General features: G+C 70.2%; 11 protein-coding genes. 2 read left to right on the forward strand and 9 right to left on the reverse strand.

Annotation, left to right across the window (positions count from 1 at the left end):
* The 5 genes from ML342_RS09390 to pilG form a co-directional block, all read right to left on the reverse strand.
* On the reverse strand, window positions 1-2,621 hold a 2,621-nt coding region (locus tag ML342_RS09390; RefSeq protein ID WP_275672441.1), incomplete at its 3' end, for an Hpt domain-containing protein.
* Between the two features lie 80 nt (window positions 2,622-2,701).
* Window positions 2,702-4,717 (reverse strand): methyl-accepting chemotaxis protein, encoded by a 2,016-nt coding sequence (locus ML342_RS09395; protein WP_240126790.1) that lies wholly within the window; start codon window positions 4,715-4,717, stop codon window positions 2,702-2,704.
* A 33-nt stretch (window positions 4,718-4,750) separates the two neighbouring features.
* Window positions 4,751-5,281, reverse strand: coding sequence for a chemotaxis protein CheW (locus tag ML342_RS09400; protein WP_240126902.1), 531 nt, complete (start codon window positions 5,279-5,281; stop codon window positions 4,751-4,753).
* A gap of 320 nt (window positions 5,282-5,601) precedes the next feature.
* Complete coding sequence (locus tag ML342_RS09405) at window positions 5,602-5,967, reverse strand: response regulator transcription factor (protein ID WP_240126791.1); 366 nt, start codon at window positions 5,965-5,967, stop codon at window positions 5,602-5,604.
* 18 nt (window positions 5,968-5,985) lie between these two features.
* On the reverse strand, window positions 5,986-6,387 hold the full coding sequence (gene pilG, locus ML342_RS09410; RefSeq protein ID WP_240126792.1) for a twitching motility response regulator PilG: 402 nt from the start codon (window positions 6,385-6,387) through the stop codon (window positions 5,986-5,988).
* A gap of 166 nt (window positions 6,388-6,553) precedes the next feature.
* Between pilG and gshB the strand changes: the two genes are divergently transcribed.
* A complete protein-coding gene (gshB, locus tag ML342_RS09415) occupies window positions 6,554-7,519 on the forward strand; it encodes a glutathione synthase (RefSeq protein ID WP_240126793.1) in 966 nt (321 codons plus the stop codon).
* Window positions 7,516-8,409, forward strand: coding sequence for a TonB family protein (locus tag ML342_RS09420; RefSeq protein WP_240126794.1), 894 nt, complete (start codon window positions 7,516-7,518; stop codon window positions 8,407-8,409). The genes gshB and ML342_RS09420 overlap by 4 nt, the downstream gene beginning before the upstream one ends.
* Window positions 8,410-8,445: 36 nt before the next feature.
* Here ML342_RS09420 and ML342_RS09425 read toward each other — a convergent pair whose 3' ends face one another.
* The 4 genes from ML342_RS09425 to mrcB form a co-directional block, all read right to left on the reverse strand.
* The gene (locus tag ML342_RS09425) at window positions 8,446-8,928 is read right to left on the reverse strand and encodes a hypothetical protein (protein WP_240126795.1); all 483 of its coding nucleotides are present in this window, start codon (window positions 8,926-8,928) and stop codon (window positions 8,446-8,448) included.
* A gap of 69 nt (window positions 8,929-8,997) precedes the next feature.
* Window positions 8,998-9,684 (reverse strand): tRNA (adenosine(37)-N6)-threonylcarbamoyltransferase complex dimerization subunit type 1 TsaB, encoded by a 687-nt coding sequence (gene tsaB, locus ML342_RS09430; RefSeq protein WP_240126796.1) that lies wholly within the window; start codon window positions 9,682-9,684, stop codon window positions 8,998-9,000.
* Entirely contained in the window at window positions 9,681-11,642 is a 1,962-nt protein-coding gene (yoaA, locus tag ML342_RS09435) for a DNA repair helicase YoaA (RefSeq protein ID WP_240126797.1), read from the reverse strand. Before yoaA ends, tsaB begins: the two co-directional genes overlap by 4 nt.
* Window positions 11,639-14,098 (reverse strand): penicillin-binding protein 1B, encoded by a 2,460-nt coding sequence (gene mrcB, locus ML342_RS09440; protein ID WP_240126798.1) that lies wholly within the window; start codon window positions 14,096-14,098, stop codon window positions 11,639-11,641. The genes yoaA and mrcB overlap by 4 nt, the downstream gene beginning before the upstream one ends.
* Window positions 14,099-14,195: the final 97 nt, after the last annotated feature.

Consider the following 14,195-nt stretch of genomic DNA (forward strand, 5'->3'; position numbering starts at 1 on the left):
GCTTCCAGACGTTCGGCTTCCAGACGTTCGGCTTCCAGACGTTCGGCTTCCAGACGTTCGGCTTCCAGACGTTCGGCTTCCAGACGTTCGGCTTCCAGACGTTCGGCTTCCAGACGTTCGGCTTCCAGACGTTCGGCCTCGAGACGTTCGGCCTCGAGACGTTCGGCTTCGAGACGTTCGGCCTCGAGACGTTCGGCCTCGAGACGTTCGGCCTCGAGACGTTCGGCTTCCAATCGCGCCGCCTCTTCCGCCGCCACTTGAGCGTGATCGACAAACGGCAGAGCCGCGTCCGGAAGACTGTCACGCAACGCGGTCATCCGCGCGACCAACGCGGCATACACCGGCACCCGGTCTGGCGCTTCCTGCAGCGCGGTGGTCACCGCCTGCACGGCATCGGCCACTTCCGCGAGCGCGTCGATGCCATCGGCATCCGCAGGCTGCTGCGCCGCCAGCAGGCGCTTCACATACCCTTCGGCCGGCGCCGTGAATGCGGTCACGCTCGGCACTTCGGTCATGGCAAACGCGCCGTTGAGGGTATGGATCGCGCGCAGCAATGCATTGTCGGCATGCGCCTGACCCGCACGCGCACGCTCCAGCCAGGCGCGCACGGTCTCCAGATGGCCCCCAACTTCTGCCCCCAGGATTTCCAGCAGCACGGGATCCACCTGCACCGCCGTCGTTTCTGGCGCGGCAGGCGCAGGCGCCTCGTCCACCGACGGCTGCGCGGGTGCGGCCCCCTCCACCGGCTCGGCCGCCGCAGGAAGCGTCTCCAGCAGGACGTCCTCCCCGGCAGCCAGGCGATCGGCGACCGCCTCCAGCGCCGGGATGTTGGCCGCGACGGCCGCACCATCGCGCAGCGCGGCGTGCAGGGCGGGCAACAGCCCATGCGCCTGGGTGACGAACGCGACCACTGCCGGGCTGGCCGGCCGCGAGCCGTCCAGCACGCGGTTGAGCATGTTCTCCACGTGCCAGGCGAACTCGCCGAGGACCTTGGCGCCGACCAGCCGACCGCTGCCCTTGAGGGTGTGGAAGACGCGCCGAATCGGGCGCAGGGCTTCGATATCCTCCGGCGCGATGCGCCAGGCCGGCAGCAGGGCATCGAGGTTGGCGATCTCCTCCTGAAACTCTTCCAGGAAGATCTCGCGGATCTCGTCGTCGATCTCGTCGCCCGCGGACTCGAACCCGGCCGCTACCGGAGCCGCGGCCGGGCTGACCGCCACCGCCACGGCGGCCGCTGCTGGCGCTTGCTCACCCTCCGGCTCTGCGGCAGGGGCATCCGGCTCGCTCGCGGCCGGGATGCTCTCAGGCGCGCTGTGAACCGCCACATCCGCCGCCACATCCGCCGCTGCAGGCGCTGGCGCAGCAGGCTCGCTGGCCGGAAGCGGCCAGTAGCCCAGCGCTTCCAGGCTGACGCGGGTCTTGTCCAGCAAATCCAGGCGCTGGCCGAGCGGATCGTGCAGCGACTCGAGGTAATACTCCATTCCCGCCAGGGCATCGGCCAGGGTATCCAGCGTCTGCCCGCCCGGCACTTGCCGACGTTCGATCAACTCGCGCTGAGTGAACTGGCGCAGGGCCTCCAGGAAGCTGGCAGGTTCCGGCTTCTCCAGGATACGCAGGGCGCCCGCGACTTCATTGAGCAGGCGCGGGATTGGCTCCAGCGCGGCGTGATCCCAGTTGGTTTCGACGAATGCGACGAAGGCGTGCCGCACCTCCGCGAAATTGCCGATGGCCGCGCGGGTGAGCGCGCCCATGACCTTGCGCGATTCCTGCGCCAGCAGGTCGCTGGTCTCCGCTTCCGGGCTGCCATCGCCGAGATGCGCCACCTGGTCATCGAGCGAATGGTCGATGGAAATCAACGCGCCAGCCACATCCAACAGCTCGCCTTCGTCGAACGGGCGCTCGCCGGTGGCGATCGCATGCACGATGTCGCGCTGCGCCTGGATCACGCGGCGTGCGCGATCCAGCCCCAGCATTTCCAGGGTGTGGCCGATCTGATCCAGCGCCTGCACCTGCACCTGCAGTTCCTGGACCTTGCCCTGGCCGGCGCGCAGGAACAGATCCAGCGCGTCCTTGACCCTGAGCAAGTCCTCCTTGATCGCTGTCGTGACGGTATCCAGCAGGGCGCGATTGCGACCCATCAGACTGCTGCGGGCATGCGCGAGTTCGGCCTCGGATGGCGCTTCCAGCAACGCCGGCAGCGCATCCTCGCCCAGCTCAGGCGCGCCGCGCGCCGCGCGCAGGGCGTTGATCAGCGGCAGCAGCACGATCGGGATGTCGCGATGGCCGCCCTGCAAGCGCTCCAGATAGTCGGGCAGCTGGACCATGCCGCGCATCAGCTCGGTCAGCGCATCCTCGCGCGACGGGACGCTGCCAGCCTGCAGCGCGATCGCCAGCTGCTCCATCTCCTCTGCCACCATCGCCGGCGTCTGCAGCTCGAGCATGCGCAACGTGCCCTGCACCTGATGCAGATGCTCGATGCAGGTCTGCATCGGCGCCGCATCGCCCGGCGCCTCGGCGAACGCCTCGAGCTCGATCCGCGCCTGCCGCAGCGCCTCGTCGATCTCCGGCTTCACCCAGCCGAGCGCGGTATGGTCGATCGCGTCCCGCAGCGAGGTGCTCATGACGCCACTCCGGCAGTGGCCGGCGCTGGAATGCTGGCGTGGAGGGTGCTGTTCATCCGGGTCCCCGTCTCAGCCCTACCTCAGGCAGGCAGCTTGAAGTCTGCAACCGAACGCCGCAGGTCGGCCGCGAGCTGAGCCAGATTACCAATCGACTTCGCGGTCTGGCTGGCGCCCTGCGCGGTTTGTGCGGTGATCGCCTGAATGGTGTTCATGGTGGCGGTGATGCTGGTGGCCGCCACGGACTGCTCCTGGGCCGCGGCCGAAATGCCTTCGATGAGGGCCGCCAGATCGGTCGACACCTTTTCGATCTCACCCAGCGCGGTACCCGCGTCTTCGGCAAGACGGGCACCGGCGACCACTTCCGAGGTCGTCTGCTCCATCGAGGACACCGCTTCGTTGGTATCGGCCTGAATCGTCTGCACCAGCGACTCGATACGCTTGGTCGCGCTGGAGCTGCGTTCCGCGAGGCGCTGCACTTCGTCCGCCACCACCGCGAAGCCACGCCCCGCCTCACCGGCCGATGCGGCCTGGATGGCTGCGTTCAGCGCGAGAATGTTGGTCTGCTCGGAAATGTCGTTGATCAGCTCCACGATCGAACCGATTTCCTGCGAGCTCTCGCCCAGGCGCTTGATGCGCTTGGAGGTCTCCTGGATCTGGTCGCGGATGCTGTCCATGCCGGCGATCGTCTGCCGCACCACACCCGCACCGTTGGTCGCGATCTGCACCGAGCGCCGCGCCACCTCGGCCGAATCGGCGGAATCGCGCGACACCTGATTAATGCTGGCCGCGATCTCGTTGATGCGGTCGGTGGCGGAGTTGATTTCCTGCGCCTGATGCTCCGCCGCCTCGGCCAGCTGCATCGCCGTGGCCTGGGTTTCCTGCGCACTGGCCGCCACCTGCACCGAAGTCTCGTTGATGGTGGCCACCAGGGTGCGCAGCTGCTCCACCGCGAAGTTGATCGAGTCCGCGATCGCGCCGGTCATGTCCTCGGTCACGGTCGCCTTCACGGTCAGGTCGCCTTCCGCGAGCGAGCCCATTTCGTCCAGCAGGCGCATGATCGCCTCCTGGTTGCGGTCGTTCAGCTCCTTGGTGGTCTGGTAGCGGATGCGCTGGGCGCGGTTCAGGGCCCACAGCAGGCCGCCGATCGAGAACAGCGACAGCGCGCCAGAGAGGATGCTGACCCACACGCCGCCGATGATGCTGGTGTCCTTGAGCGAGCCGAACGAGGTGAACGCCGCGAACAGGCTCTCGCTGTCGGCCAGCAGCTTGTCCGAGCCACTGGCCAGGGCCGCAGCCGAGGTCTGCGCGCCGATCAGCTTGCGGGAATCACCGATGATCGCGTCGAGGTCCTTCTTCATGCCCTGCCACAGGGTATTGGCCTGGGCCAGCGGGCCGATGGCGCCGACCGCAGTGACCTTGGGGATGTCCGGACTGCCGTTGAGCAGCACGTTCATCTGCCGATCGAACACCGCCGCGTCGCGCCCGAGCGCGTCGGCCGCCACCTGCGCGCCATCGCCGCCGGCACGCAGCTCCGCGATCCGGCGCGCCATGGCGGCCGAGGTCACCACCTGATTGAGCGCGGTGAACACCTGCGCCGAGCTGGCGCCGCCCGAGGCCAAGCCGCGCACCACCTCGTTCAGCTGTGCCTGCAGCTGCGGCACCTTGGACGTGAAGCTGTCGGCGCGTCCGGACAGCGCCAGCACCGCCTGCTGCGAACCCAGCACTTCCTCCGCGCGCTTGGCCAGCGGCGCCCAGGTCGCGGTCACGGTACCGATCGGGCCAGCCACGTCGGGGGAGTCGCCGAAACGGTCATTGAGCCACTTGACGTCGGCGTCGATCTCGCTCTTGGTGGCCTTGAAGGCTTCGAACGCCTGCGCATTACCGTCGATCGCCTCACGCGCCTGGTTGGCCAGACGCTGCGAGTTCAGCTGCAGCCGCGAGGCCGCCGTGCTGGCGCCACCCAGGCGCGACGCCTTGGTGGTAGCGTACAGAGTATTGCCGGCGAACACGAGCAGCGAGACGACCAGCATCCAGATCCAGAAGTTGGTGCTGAGATTGCGGCCCTTGCCGGCGGCGGAATCCATCAGTTTGCTCATCGTGCGACCTCGGCTTGCATTGGTGTCCGCTGTTCAGGCGGCGGCTTGGCGGAACTCAGGGGTACGGGAGAGGCGGTCGAGACTGAACACGCCCCAATCCTGACCATTCAAACGGTAGACACGGTCGATGAAGTGCGCATAGCGCCCCTCCACCCATCCGCCGGCGTCGATTGCCTGCGCCTCGACGAAACTGCGCTGACCGTACAGTTCGTCGATGGTGACCGCGACATTGCCTCCCGGCTGGCGCACCACCAGCACGCGCTGGCGCTCGTGCAGCACGGTGCGCTCGCCCTCGAGGAACTGCTTGAGATCCACCACCGGCAGCAGGTTGCCGCGGATGTTGGCGATCCCGAGCAGCCAGGGCTGCGCGCCGGGCACATGGGTCAGCGCCGGCAGCGAGAGGATTTCAACCACTTCATCGAACCCGGAGGCGAGCCGGTGGCGGCCGACGCGATAGGCCACCCCGCGCCACAGGCCCGGCGCATCGAGCTGCTCGGGCAAGCCGGCGACGTGCGCCAGGCTGCGCTGCTCATAGTCGGCCAGAATCAGAAACGGCGAGCGCAGCAGGCGCACAGAGCGCAGCGGCGCGCGCGCCGGCGCGCCCGGCCCATCTGCGACTGCAGGCGACTCGGGAGCGTCCGCTTCTTCCGACACGTCTTCCGGCACGCTTTCCGGCGCGGGGCGGCCTGTCTGCGGCACATCGTCCACATGCTGGTCCTGCTGCGCCGGGGCGCCGGCGCTCTCCATGCCGGCGTCGGCCAGAGGCGCAGGCGCGGCATCCTCACCCTGCGGCGAAGGTGGCGCGGCAGCCGCGGCAGGAGCCGCGACGAACGGCGGGCGGCTCTTGTGCTTGTGCTTGCCTCGCTTGCCCATGACGTGCTCGCTCAGTGCCCGATGAGTGCGTTGATCCGCGCCACCAGGTCGCTTTCGCGCGGCGGCTTGGTGATGTAGTCCTTGGCGCCCTGGCGCAGGCCCCAGACCCGATCGGTATCCTGACCCTTGGTGCTGACGATCAGAATCGGGATATGCGCGGTCTCGGCGTCACGGGTCAGGGTGCGGGTGGCCTGAAACCCGTTCATGCCGGGCAGGATCACATCCATCAGCACCAGATCGGGCTTTTCACGCCGGCATATCGCAATCCCATCCTCCGCGCTGGCGGACGCGATCACCTGGTGACCGTTGCGCTCCAGCAGCTGGGTCATCACCGCGGTTTCGGTCGGTGAGTCTTCGATCAGCAGAATGCGAGCCATGAAAGCCTTACCCCCCGGTCAGGCGTTGACGTAAGTGCGGATTGCCCCGAGCAGCTCTTCGCGCGTGAAAGGTTTGGTCAGATACTGCTCGGACCCTACGATACGGCCGCGCGCCTTGTCGAACAAACCATCCTTCGACGAAAGCATGATCACCGGCACATTCCTGAACTTCTGATTGTTCTTGATCAGCGCGCAGGTCTGATAGCCGTCCAGACGCGGCATCATGATATCCACGAAGATGATCTGCGGCTCATGGTCGGCGATCTTGGCCAGCGCCTCGAAGCCGTCGGTCGCAGTGACGACGTCGCACCCCTCGCGCGCCAGCAGGGTCTCCGCCGTGCGCCGGATCGTCCGCGAATCGTCGATGACCATCACCCTCAGCCCCCGGAGGTCGATGCCTGCATCATCCTGCTGCGTCATGCTCACCCCTTGCGCGCTCTCGCGCGATTGCTCACCGCCGCGTCTGCGCGCGTTGCGGACTGTCTTTATCCAAGCCTTGGGCCTGACTGTCAAGCATTTGCGCGTGGACGGCGCTGGCCGCGATGGTACTGCTACCATCCTGCGCTCCCCCGCATGCGAGGCCGCCATGCCGCATCCCGGAACGCTCGACGTGGTGGTCGTGATGGATCCGATCGCGACCATCAAGACCGCCAAGGATTCCACCTTCGCCATGCTGCTGGAGGCCCAGCGCCGCGGCCACCGCCTGCACTACGTGCGCCCCGGTGGATTGGGCGTCCGCGACGGCCGCGCGCGCGCCACGGTGGCGCCGCTCAAGGTACGCGATGCCCAGGGCGACCACTACCGGCTGGGTGAATGGGCCGAACTCGAGTTCGGCCCCGGCCAGGTGGTGCTGATGCGCAGCGACCCGCCGGTGGACGCCGATTACCTGCACGACACCCAGCTGCTCACCCTGGCCCAGCGCCAGGGCGCAATGGTGGTGAACGACCCGCAGGGCCTGCGCGACTTCAACGAAAAGCTGGCCGCGCTGCTGTTCCCGCAGTGCTGCCCGCCCACCTTGGTCAGCCGCGACGCCGGCGCGCTCAAGGCCTTCGTGGCCGAGCACGGCGAGGCGGTGCTCAAGCCGCTGGACGGCATGGGCGGCCGCTCGATCTTCCGCGCCCGCGCGGGTGAGCCCAACCTCAACGTGATCCTGGAGACGCTGACCGCCGGCGGCCGCCACCTGGCCATGGCCCAGCGCTACCTGCCGGAGATCGCCGACGGCGACAAGCGCATCCTGCTGGTGGACGGCGAGCCGGTGGACTACTGCCTGGCGCGCATCCCGCAGGGCGACGAGTTCCGCGGAAACCTCGCCGCCGGCGGCCGCGGCGAAGGCCGCCCGCTGTCCGAACGCGACCGCTGGATCGCAGCGCAAGTGGGCCCGGAAATGCAGCGCCGCGGCATGCTGTTCGTAGGGCTGGACGTGATCGGCGACTATCTCACCGAGGTCAACGTCACCAGCCCGACCTGCATCCGCGAGCTGGACGCCCAGTTCGGCCTGAACATCGCCGGCGCCCTGTTCGACCGCATCGAGGCCATGCTTCAGACACGATGACGAGATCGGCTGCGCCTGCCCCTGCCGTGCCGCCGACCCCGCGCATCGGCGAGGCCGAACGCCTGCGCGCCACCGTGGTGCTCTCCCTGCTGCTGCACGCGCTGGTGATCTTCGGCGTGGGCTTCGCGGTCGAGGATGCCGCCCCACTGGTGCCGACTCTGGACGTGATCCAGACCCGCACCCAGACCCCGCTGACCCCGGCGCAGGCCGACTTCCTCGCCCAGGCCAACAACCAGGGCGGCGGCGAATCCGAGCGCAGCCACCGCCCCGGCGCCCCCCAGGCCGGCCCGCTGGCGCAGGCGCAGGACGGCCTGGCCCCGCGCCCGCTGCACGCGCAGTCGCCCGCGCCCAGCCCGCCGCAGGATGACCGGATCGCCGCCTCCACCCGCGGTCAGCAGGCCCTGCCACAGCCGCGCCCGCAGCCGCAATCGCGCCCCGACGAACGCCCACCCGGGCGCGAGAAGATCGACCACGACATCGAGATGGCGCGACTGGCGGCCGAGATCCAGCTGCGCTCGGCCGAATACGCCAAGCGCCCGAAGCGCAAGTTCGTCTCCGCCAGCACCCGCGAATACGCCTGGGCGCAGTACCTGCGGGCGTGGGTGGACCGGGTCGAGCGGGTCGGCAACCTCAACTACCCGGACGAGGCCCGCCGCCGCCATATCGGCGGCGTGGTGGTGATCAGCGTGGGCGTGCGCCGTGACGGCAGCGTGGAAAGCATCCGGATCGTACGCTCCAGCCACATCCCGATGCTGGATGCCGCCGCCGAGCGCATCGTCAAGCTGGCCGAACCCTTCCCGCCGCTGCCGAAAACGGCCGAGGACCCGGACATTCTGCACGTCACCCGCACCTGGCAGTTCCTGCCCGGCGGCGAGCTGATAGACCGCTGACCCCGGCGCCGTCCCGGCATCGCGCCGCCCGCGGCATCAGCGGTACATGCAGTCGATCAACGCATCCTCGTGCTTGATCAGCGCGTCGAGCGCCTTCTCCCACAGCCCGGCCGACTGCCCCAGCGCCACGAACCCACTGCCGTCGGTCTGCGCCAGTTCCGGATTGGATTCGGTGATCTGGAAATACCCCTCGCCCACCTCCATCGCCAGCTGCGTGCGCAGCGTCTGGTTGGCGAAGCTGGCGCGGAAGCCGGTCAGCATGGTGGCCGCAAGCTGCCCCTGCGCGGCATCGACATTGCTCACGCTCACGCCCTCCTGCGCGGCCAGGCAAGCCTGCGCCTTGGCCACCAGCTGCTCGCGGCTGCCCGGCACCACGTAGCGCGAGCCTTTCACCTTCAGGATCGGCCTGGCCTCCTGCCCGCTATCGACTTCCAGCGTCCTGCCTTTGAACGGAACCTCTTCGGCGGACGCCGCCGCCGCCACCAGCGCCGCAGCCAGCATCAGGATCCGGATTTTCACGTCGCATTCCCCCCGTGACACACGAACCTATCGGGAGAATAGCCAAAAGTCGCGCAACGGGAAGCCGGATCAGCCGCGCCTTGCCTGTTGCTGGGCCAGGGTGAGGGCGACGTCGTTGCGCAGGTAGGCCGGCTCCACGCGCTCCGGCGGCAGGCCTTCGCCGCGGGCGAAGGCGGCGGCGGCCAGGCGCGCCACGTCGGCCGCATGCGGCAGGGCGGCGGCATCGGCGGCGCGCAGGCGCGTGCCCATGCGTGCGCCCAGCATGCCGCCTGCGACCGCAAAGCCGGTGCCGGCACCGTGCCAGCCCGCGCCCTCGGGCAGCGCCACCGCGTCCGGCGCGGCCACCTGCTCCGGCGCCAGCGGCTGCAGCGCCTGGCCATCCCATGCGAACGCACCCAGGTAAACCTCGCCCATGCGCGCATCGATCGCGGCCAGTCGGTGCGGGCCCTCGGCCTGCATCGCCAGCGCGGCCAGGGTGGACACCGGCAGCAGCGGGCGGTCGAGGCCGAGCGCGATGCCCTGCGCGATCGCCACCGCCAGGCGCACCCCGGTGAAGGCGCCCGGGCCGCGCCCGAGCGCGATCGCATCCAGCTGGCCGCGCCGAAGGCCGGCCTCGGCCAGCAGCGCCTCGGCCCAGGGCAGCGCCAGCTCGGCGTGGCGGCGCGGGGCCACGGCGAAGCGCTCGCGCACTTCGCCATCGATGTAAAGCGCCACCGAACAGGCTTCGGTGGCGGTTTCGAGCGCCAGCAGGTTCATGGGGCGGGATTATCCGCGAAGAATGCCTGCACGTCGGCCAGCGCGCGGGTGCGCGGCAGCGGCGGCAGCGAGTCGAGGAAGATCCGGCCGTAGGATTTACCCAGCAGGCGCGGGTCGCACAGCACCAGCACGCCGCGGTCGGTTTCGCTGCGGATCAGGCGGCCGGCACCCTGCTTGAGCGCGATCACCGCCTGCGGCACCTGCTCGTCGTGAAACGGATTGCCGCCGGCGCGGCGAATGGCGTCCAGCCGCGCCTCGAACACCGGATCGTCCGGCGCGGCGAACGGCAGCTTGTCGATCACCACCACGCTCAGCGCCTCGCCGGCCACGTCCACGCCCTCGCGGAAACTGGCGGTGCCCAGCAGCACGCCGCTGCCGGATTCGCGGAACTGCCGCAGCAGCACGTGGCGCGGCGCGCTGCCCTGCACGAACAGCGGCCACGGGCCGTCCTCCAGCGCCGCCGCCGCCTCGCGCAGGGCGCGGTGCGAGGCGAACAGCAGGAATGCGCGCCCGCCCGAGGCCTCCAGCACCGGCCGCACCGCCGCCAGCACGGCCTGGCCGTAGTCGCGCGCGGCCGGCTCCGGCAGGCCCGGCGGCAGGTAGCACAGCGCCTGCCGCGGCCAGTCGAACGGGCTGGGCACGATCAGGGTTCGCGGGGAGTCGATCCCCAGCTTCTGCGCCAGATGGTCGAAGCGGCCATCCACCGCCAGCGTCGCGGAGGTGAACACCCAGGCGGCTGCGCTGCGCTCACGGTGCGCGCGCAGAGGATCCGCCACGTCCAGCGGAGTGCGCTGCAGGCGGAACCCGCGCGGCGAAAGCTCATACCAACGCACTGCCGGCGAAGCGCCGTGCGCTTCCTCCGATGCCGATACTTCCAGCCAGCGCTGCAGGCGACCCAGCTGCTCCTGCGTCCGCGCATGGCAGGCCTCCAGCGCGGGCGCGCTCTCGCGCAGCGGGGCCAGCGCCGACTCTAGCCCCTCCAGCGCGGCCTGCAGCGCCTCCAGCGCTGGCGCTACGTCCGCCACCTCGCGCGCGCGTGCGGCGGTGCCACGCAGCGGCAGCGGATCCATCGCGGCGCGCAGGGCGCGCGTGGCCTGCTCCAGCGCCTGCGCCGGGGCCTGCAGCGCGGCCAACGCGCCGGGCACGGCCTTGGCTTCGGCCAGCGCATCCCGCGCCAGCTCCACCAGTGGACGAGCGCCCAAGCCCTCGCCGAAGAACTGCGCGGCCAGCTCCGGCAGCTGGTGCGCCTCGTCCACCACGAACGCCTGCGCGCCCGGCAGGATTTCGCCGAAGCCTTCCTGCTTCAGCGCAAGATCCGCCAGCAGCAGGTGGTGGTTGACCACCACCAGGTCGGCCGCCTGCGCGCGCTGGCGCGCCTGCACCACGAAGCATTCGTTCCAGAACGGGCACTGGCTCCCCAGGCAGTTGTCGGCGGTGGAGGTCACCAGCGGCAGCAGCGGCGAATCCTCGGGCAGCGATTCCAGCTCGGCCATGTCGCCGCTGCGGGTGCGCCCGCTCCAGGCCACGATGCGCTGGAACTGGCCGACCTGCTCGCGCGCGGTGAAGCGCGGCTCGCCCTTGGCCTGCTCCAGCCGGTAGCGGCACAGGTAGTTGGCGCGGCCTTTCAGCAGCGCGGTCTTCAGGCCCACGCCCAGGGCCTGGCGCACGCGCGGCAGGTCGCGCTGGTAGAGCTGGTCCTGCAGCGCGCGGGTGCCGGTGGAGACGATGGTCTTGAGCCCCGACAGCAGCGCCGGCACCAGGTAGGCGAAGGTCTTGCCGGTGCCGGTACCGGCCTCGGCCAGCAGCACCGCGCGCTGCTCGAACGCCTCCGCCACCGCCATCGTCAACCGCTGCTGCGCGTGCCGCGCGCGAAACCCGGGCACGGCCGCCGCCAGCGCGCCGGCGTCCCCCAGCGCTGCCGCGGCGGCGCGCGCCAGCCGTGACGAGGCCGTGGTCACGGCGTCGTCTGCGCCGGGTCCGGCGCGGAGGGTGGGCGCTTGGCCGGATCGCCGCCGCCGAAGAAATGCCGGAGCGCCTCCCCAGCCCGCTGCAACAGATTGCCCTCGGGCTGCTCCGCGGGCGGGGCGATCGGGTTGCCGAACTCGTCCAGCTCCATCGGCGGCGCGTACTGGCAGGGCTGGTAGGCCGGCGCATACCCGACCACGAACGGGAACCGGCGGGCGCCGGGGCACCCCTCGTCGGTGCTCTGCCCGTCCAGCACCCAGCGCCATTCGATGCCGTCGGAGGACAGCCGCAGCGGCGCGCTGGGCAGGCGCCGGAACACTTCCGCCCACACCCGCATGCCGCCGGTCGCGCCGTACAGCCCGGTGGGCTGGTTCTGATCGTTGCCCACCCACACCACCAGCAGATGGTCGCCGGTGTAGCCGGCGAACCAGCTGTCGCGGCTGTCGTTGCTGGTGCCGGTTTTGCCGGCCGGCGCCAGATAACCCAACCCCTGTCCCAGCAGCGCGCGCGCGGTGCCCGCGGTCACCACGTACTGCAGGGCATGGCCGACCAGGCGCGCAGCCACCGCGTCGCCTTTCTGCGCCGGCGGGGCGTCCTTGTCGTAGCGCTTGAGCGCGCGCCCCTGCGCATCCAGCACCCCGCGCACCGCGTGCAGCGACTGGATCTCGCCGCCGGATGCCAGAAACTGGTAGAGCTGCGCCATCGCATAGGGGCTTTGATCCAGCGCGCCCAGGATCAGCGAGGGCTGCGGCTCGGCCTCGATCCCCGCCAGGGTGCGCAGCAACGCAGCCAGGCGCGGCAGGCCCACTGCCATCCCCAGCCGCACCGTGGCCTGGTTGTAGCTCTGCGCCAGCGCGTCCATCAGGGTCACATCGCCGTGGCTGCGGCCATCCGAGTTGCCCGGGCTCCACCGCCGCCCGCCACCCAGGCCCACCGTCACCGGGGCATCGCTGATGGTGCTGGCCAGCGACCACTGCGCCGGCTGCGCCAGCGCCAGCAGGTACACGAACGGCTTGAGCAGCGAGCCCACCGGCCGCCGCGCGTCCACCGCGCGGTTGAAGCCGGGCTCGGTGTACTGCCGGCTGCCGACCACCGCCAGCACGTCGCCGTCGTGCACGTCGGTCATCACCAGCCCGGCCTGCAGCGGCGGGCGGCCACGCGTCTGCAGCGCCTCCAGCGTGCCGGCCACCGCCTGCTCGGCGGCGCGCTGTGCGGACGGCGCCATCCCGGTCATCACGCTCAGCCCGGCGCCGGAAATGGAATCGGCCGGGTAGTCGCGCGCCAGCTGCTTGCGCACCAGATCGACATACGCCGGATAGCGGTTGGCGGCCAGATTGCCGGCGTCGCGGGTGACCCCCAGCGGCGCCTGCAGCGCGCGCCGGTATTCGGCCTCGCTGATCAGACCGGTTTCGCGCATCTGCGCGAGCACGACGTTGCGCCGCTGCAGCGCGCGTTCCGGGTTGCGCCGCGGGTTGTACCAGGACGGCCCCTTGACCATGCCGATCAACAGCGCGATCTGCTCGGTGGAGAGGTCTTTCAGATCACGCCCGAACCAGAACTCGGAGGCCGCCGCGACCCCGCGGATCGACTGCGCCCCGCGCTGACCGAGGTCCACCTGGTTCAGGTAGGTCTCCAGGATGGTGCGCTTGTCGTAATGCGCCTCCAGCAGCAGCGCGAACAGGATTTCCTTGAACTTGCGGCTGAAGGTCTGCTCGCGCCCGATGCCCAGCAGCCCGCTGCGCGCCAGCTGCTGGGTCAGGGTGCTGCCGCCCTGACGGGTGTCGCCACCGGAGGTCAGGTTGACGAAGGCGGCGCGCAGCATGCCGCTGAAGTCGATCCCGATGTGGTGGTTGAAATCGCGGTCCTCGACTGCCTGCAGCCCGGTGATGAGCAGCTCCGGCACTTCCTCCAGCCGCACCAGCCGGCGCTCTTCCTGGTTCTGGCCGTACAGGGTGGCGATCCGGGCCGGATCCAGGCGCGCGCTGCGCAGGGCCAGATGGCGGCGCAGGTCGCGGATCGCCACCACCCGATCACCGGAGAGCACCACGTCCAGCACCGCAGGCGCCACCCGCCCGTCTACGTCGGCATAGCCGCGGCTGGAAATCCGCCAGCGCCCGCCGTCACGCGCATAGGTCCCCGGACGCAGGCCATCGCCCGGATGATAGGCCGCCGCCTCCAGCTCATACTGCAGGGTCGGCGCATCCAGCGTCAGCCCCTGACGCAGCACCAGCGGGCGCGCGTACACCCGGGTCGGCAGCTGCCAGCGCAGCTGACCGAAGCGCTCGACCACCTGCTGATTGAGGTAGAGCAGATACGGGATCAGAAAGCCGAGCAGCAGCGCCAGCGCGGCCAGCGCGACGCGGAGCAGCCAGCCGCGCCAGCCCAGGCGATCCGGCCCCGCCTCGGGCGTGGGCAGTTCATCAGCGTCTTCGTCCGGAACTCGGGGCATGGGCGGGCGTGGTCGGTGCGACAATCGGATCCTGTCGAGTCTAACCCAGCCCCGGACACCGGCCGTCGCTGGCCGCGCTCACGTGATGCAGGAGTTC

Origin of the sequence: Thermomonas alba (assembly GCF_022419205.1) — a bacterium.
GTDB lineage: Bacteria > Pseudomonadota > Gammaproteobacteria > Xanthomonadales > Xanthomonadaceae > Thermomonas > Thermomonas alba.

Bases quoted from the DNA above. Each gene is read 5' to 3' on its own strand.
- tsaB (WP_240126796.1), bottom strand. From the start codon at position 9,684: ATGAACCTGCTGGCGCTCGAAACCGCCACCGAAGCCTGTTCGGTGGCG.
- ML342_RS09395 (WP_240126790.1), bottom strand. From the start codon at position 4,717: ATGAGCAAACTGATGGATTCCGCCGCCGGCAAGGGCCGCAATCTCAGC.
- pilG (WP_240126792.1), bottom strand. From the start codon at position 6,387: ATGACGCAGCAGGATGATGCAGGCATCGACCTCCGGGGGCTGAGGGTG.
- ML342_RS09420 (WP_240126794.1), top strand. From the start codon at position 7,516: ATGACGAGATCGGCTGCGCCTGCCCCTGCCGTGCCGCCGACCCCGCGC.
- mrcB (WP_240126798.1), bottom strand. From the start codon at position 14,098: ATGCCCCGAGTTCCGGACGAAGACGCTGATGAACTGCCCACGCCCGAG.
- gshB (WP_240126793.1), top strand. From the start codon at position 6,554: ATGCCGCATCCCGGAACGCTCGACGTGGTGGTCGTGATGGATCCGATC.
- ML342_RS09405 (WP_240126791.1), bottom strand. From the start codon at position 5,967: ATGGCTCGCATTCTGCTGATCGAAGACTCACCGACCGAAACCGCGGTG.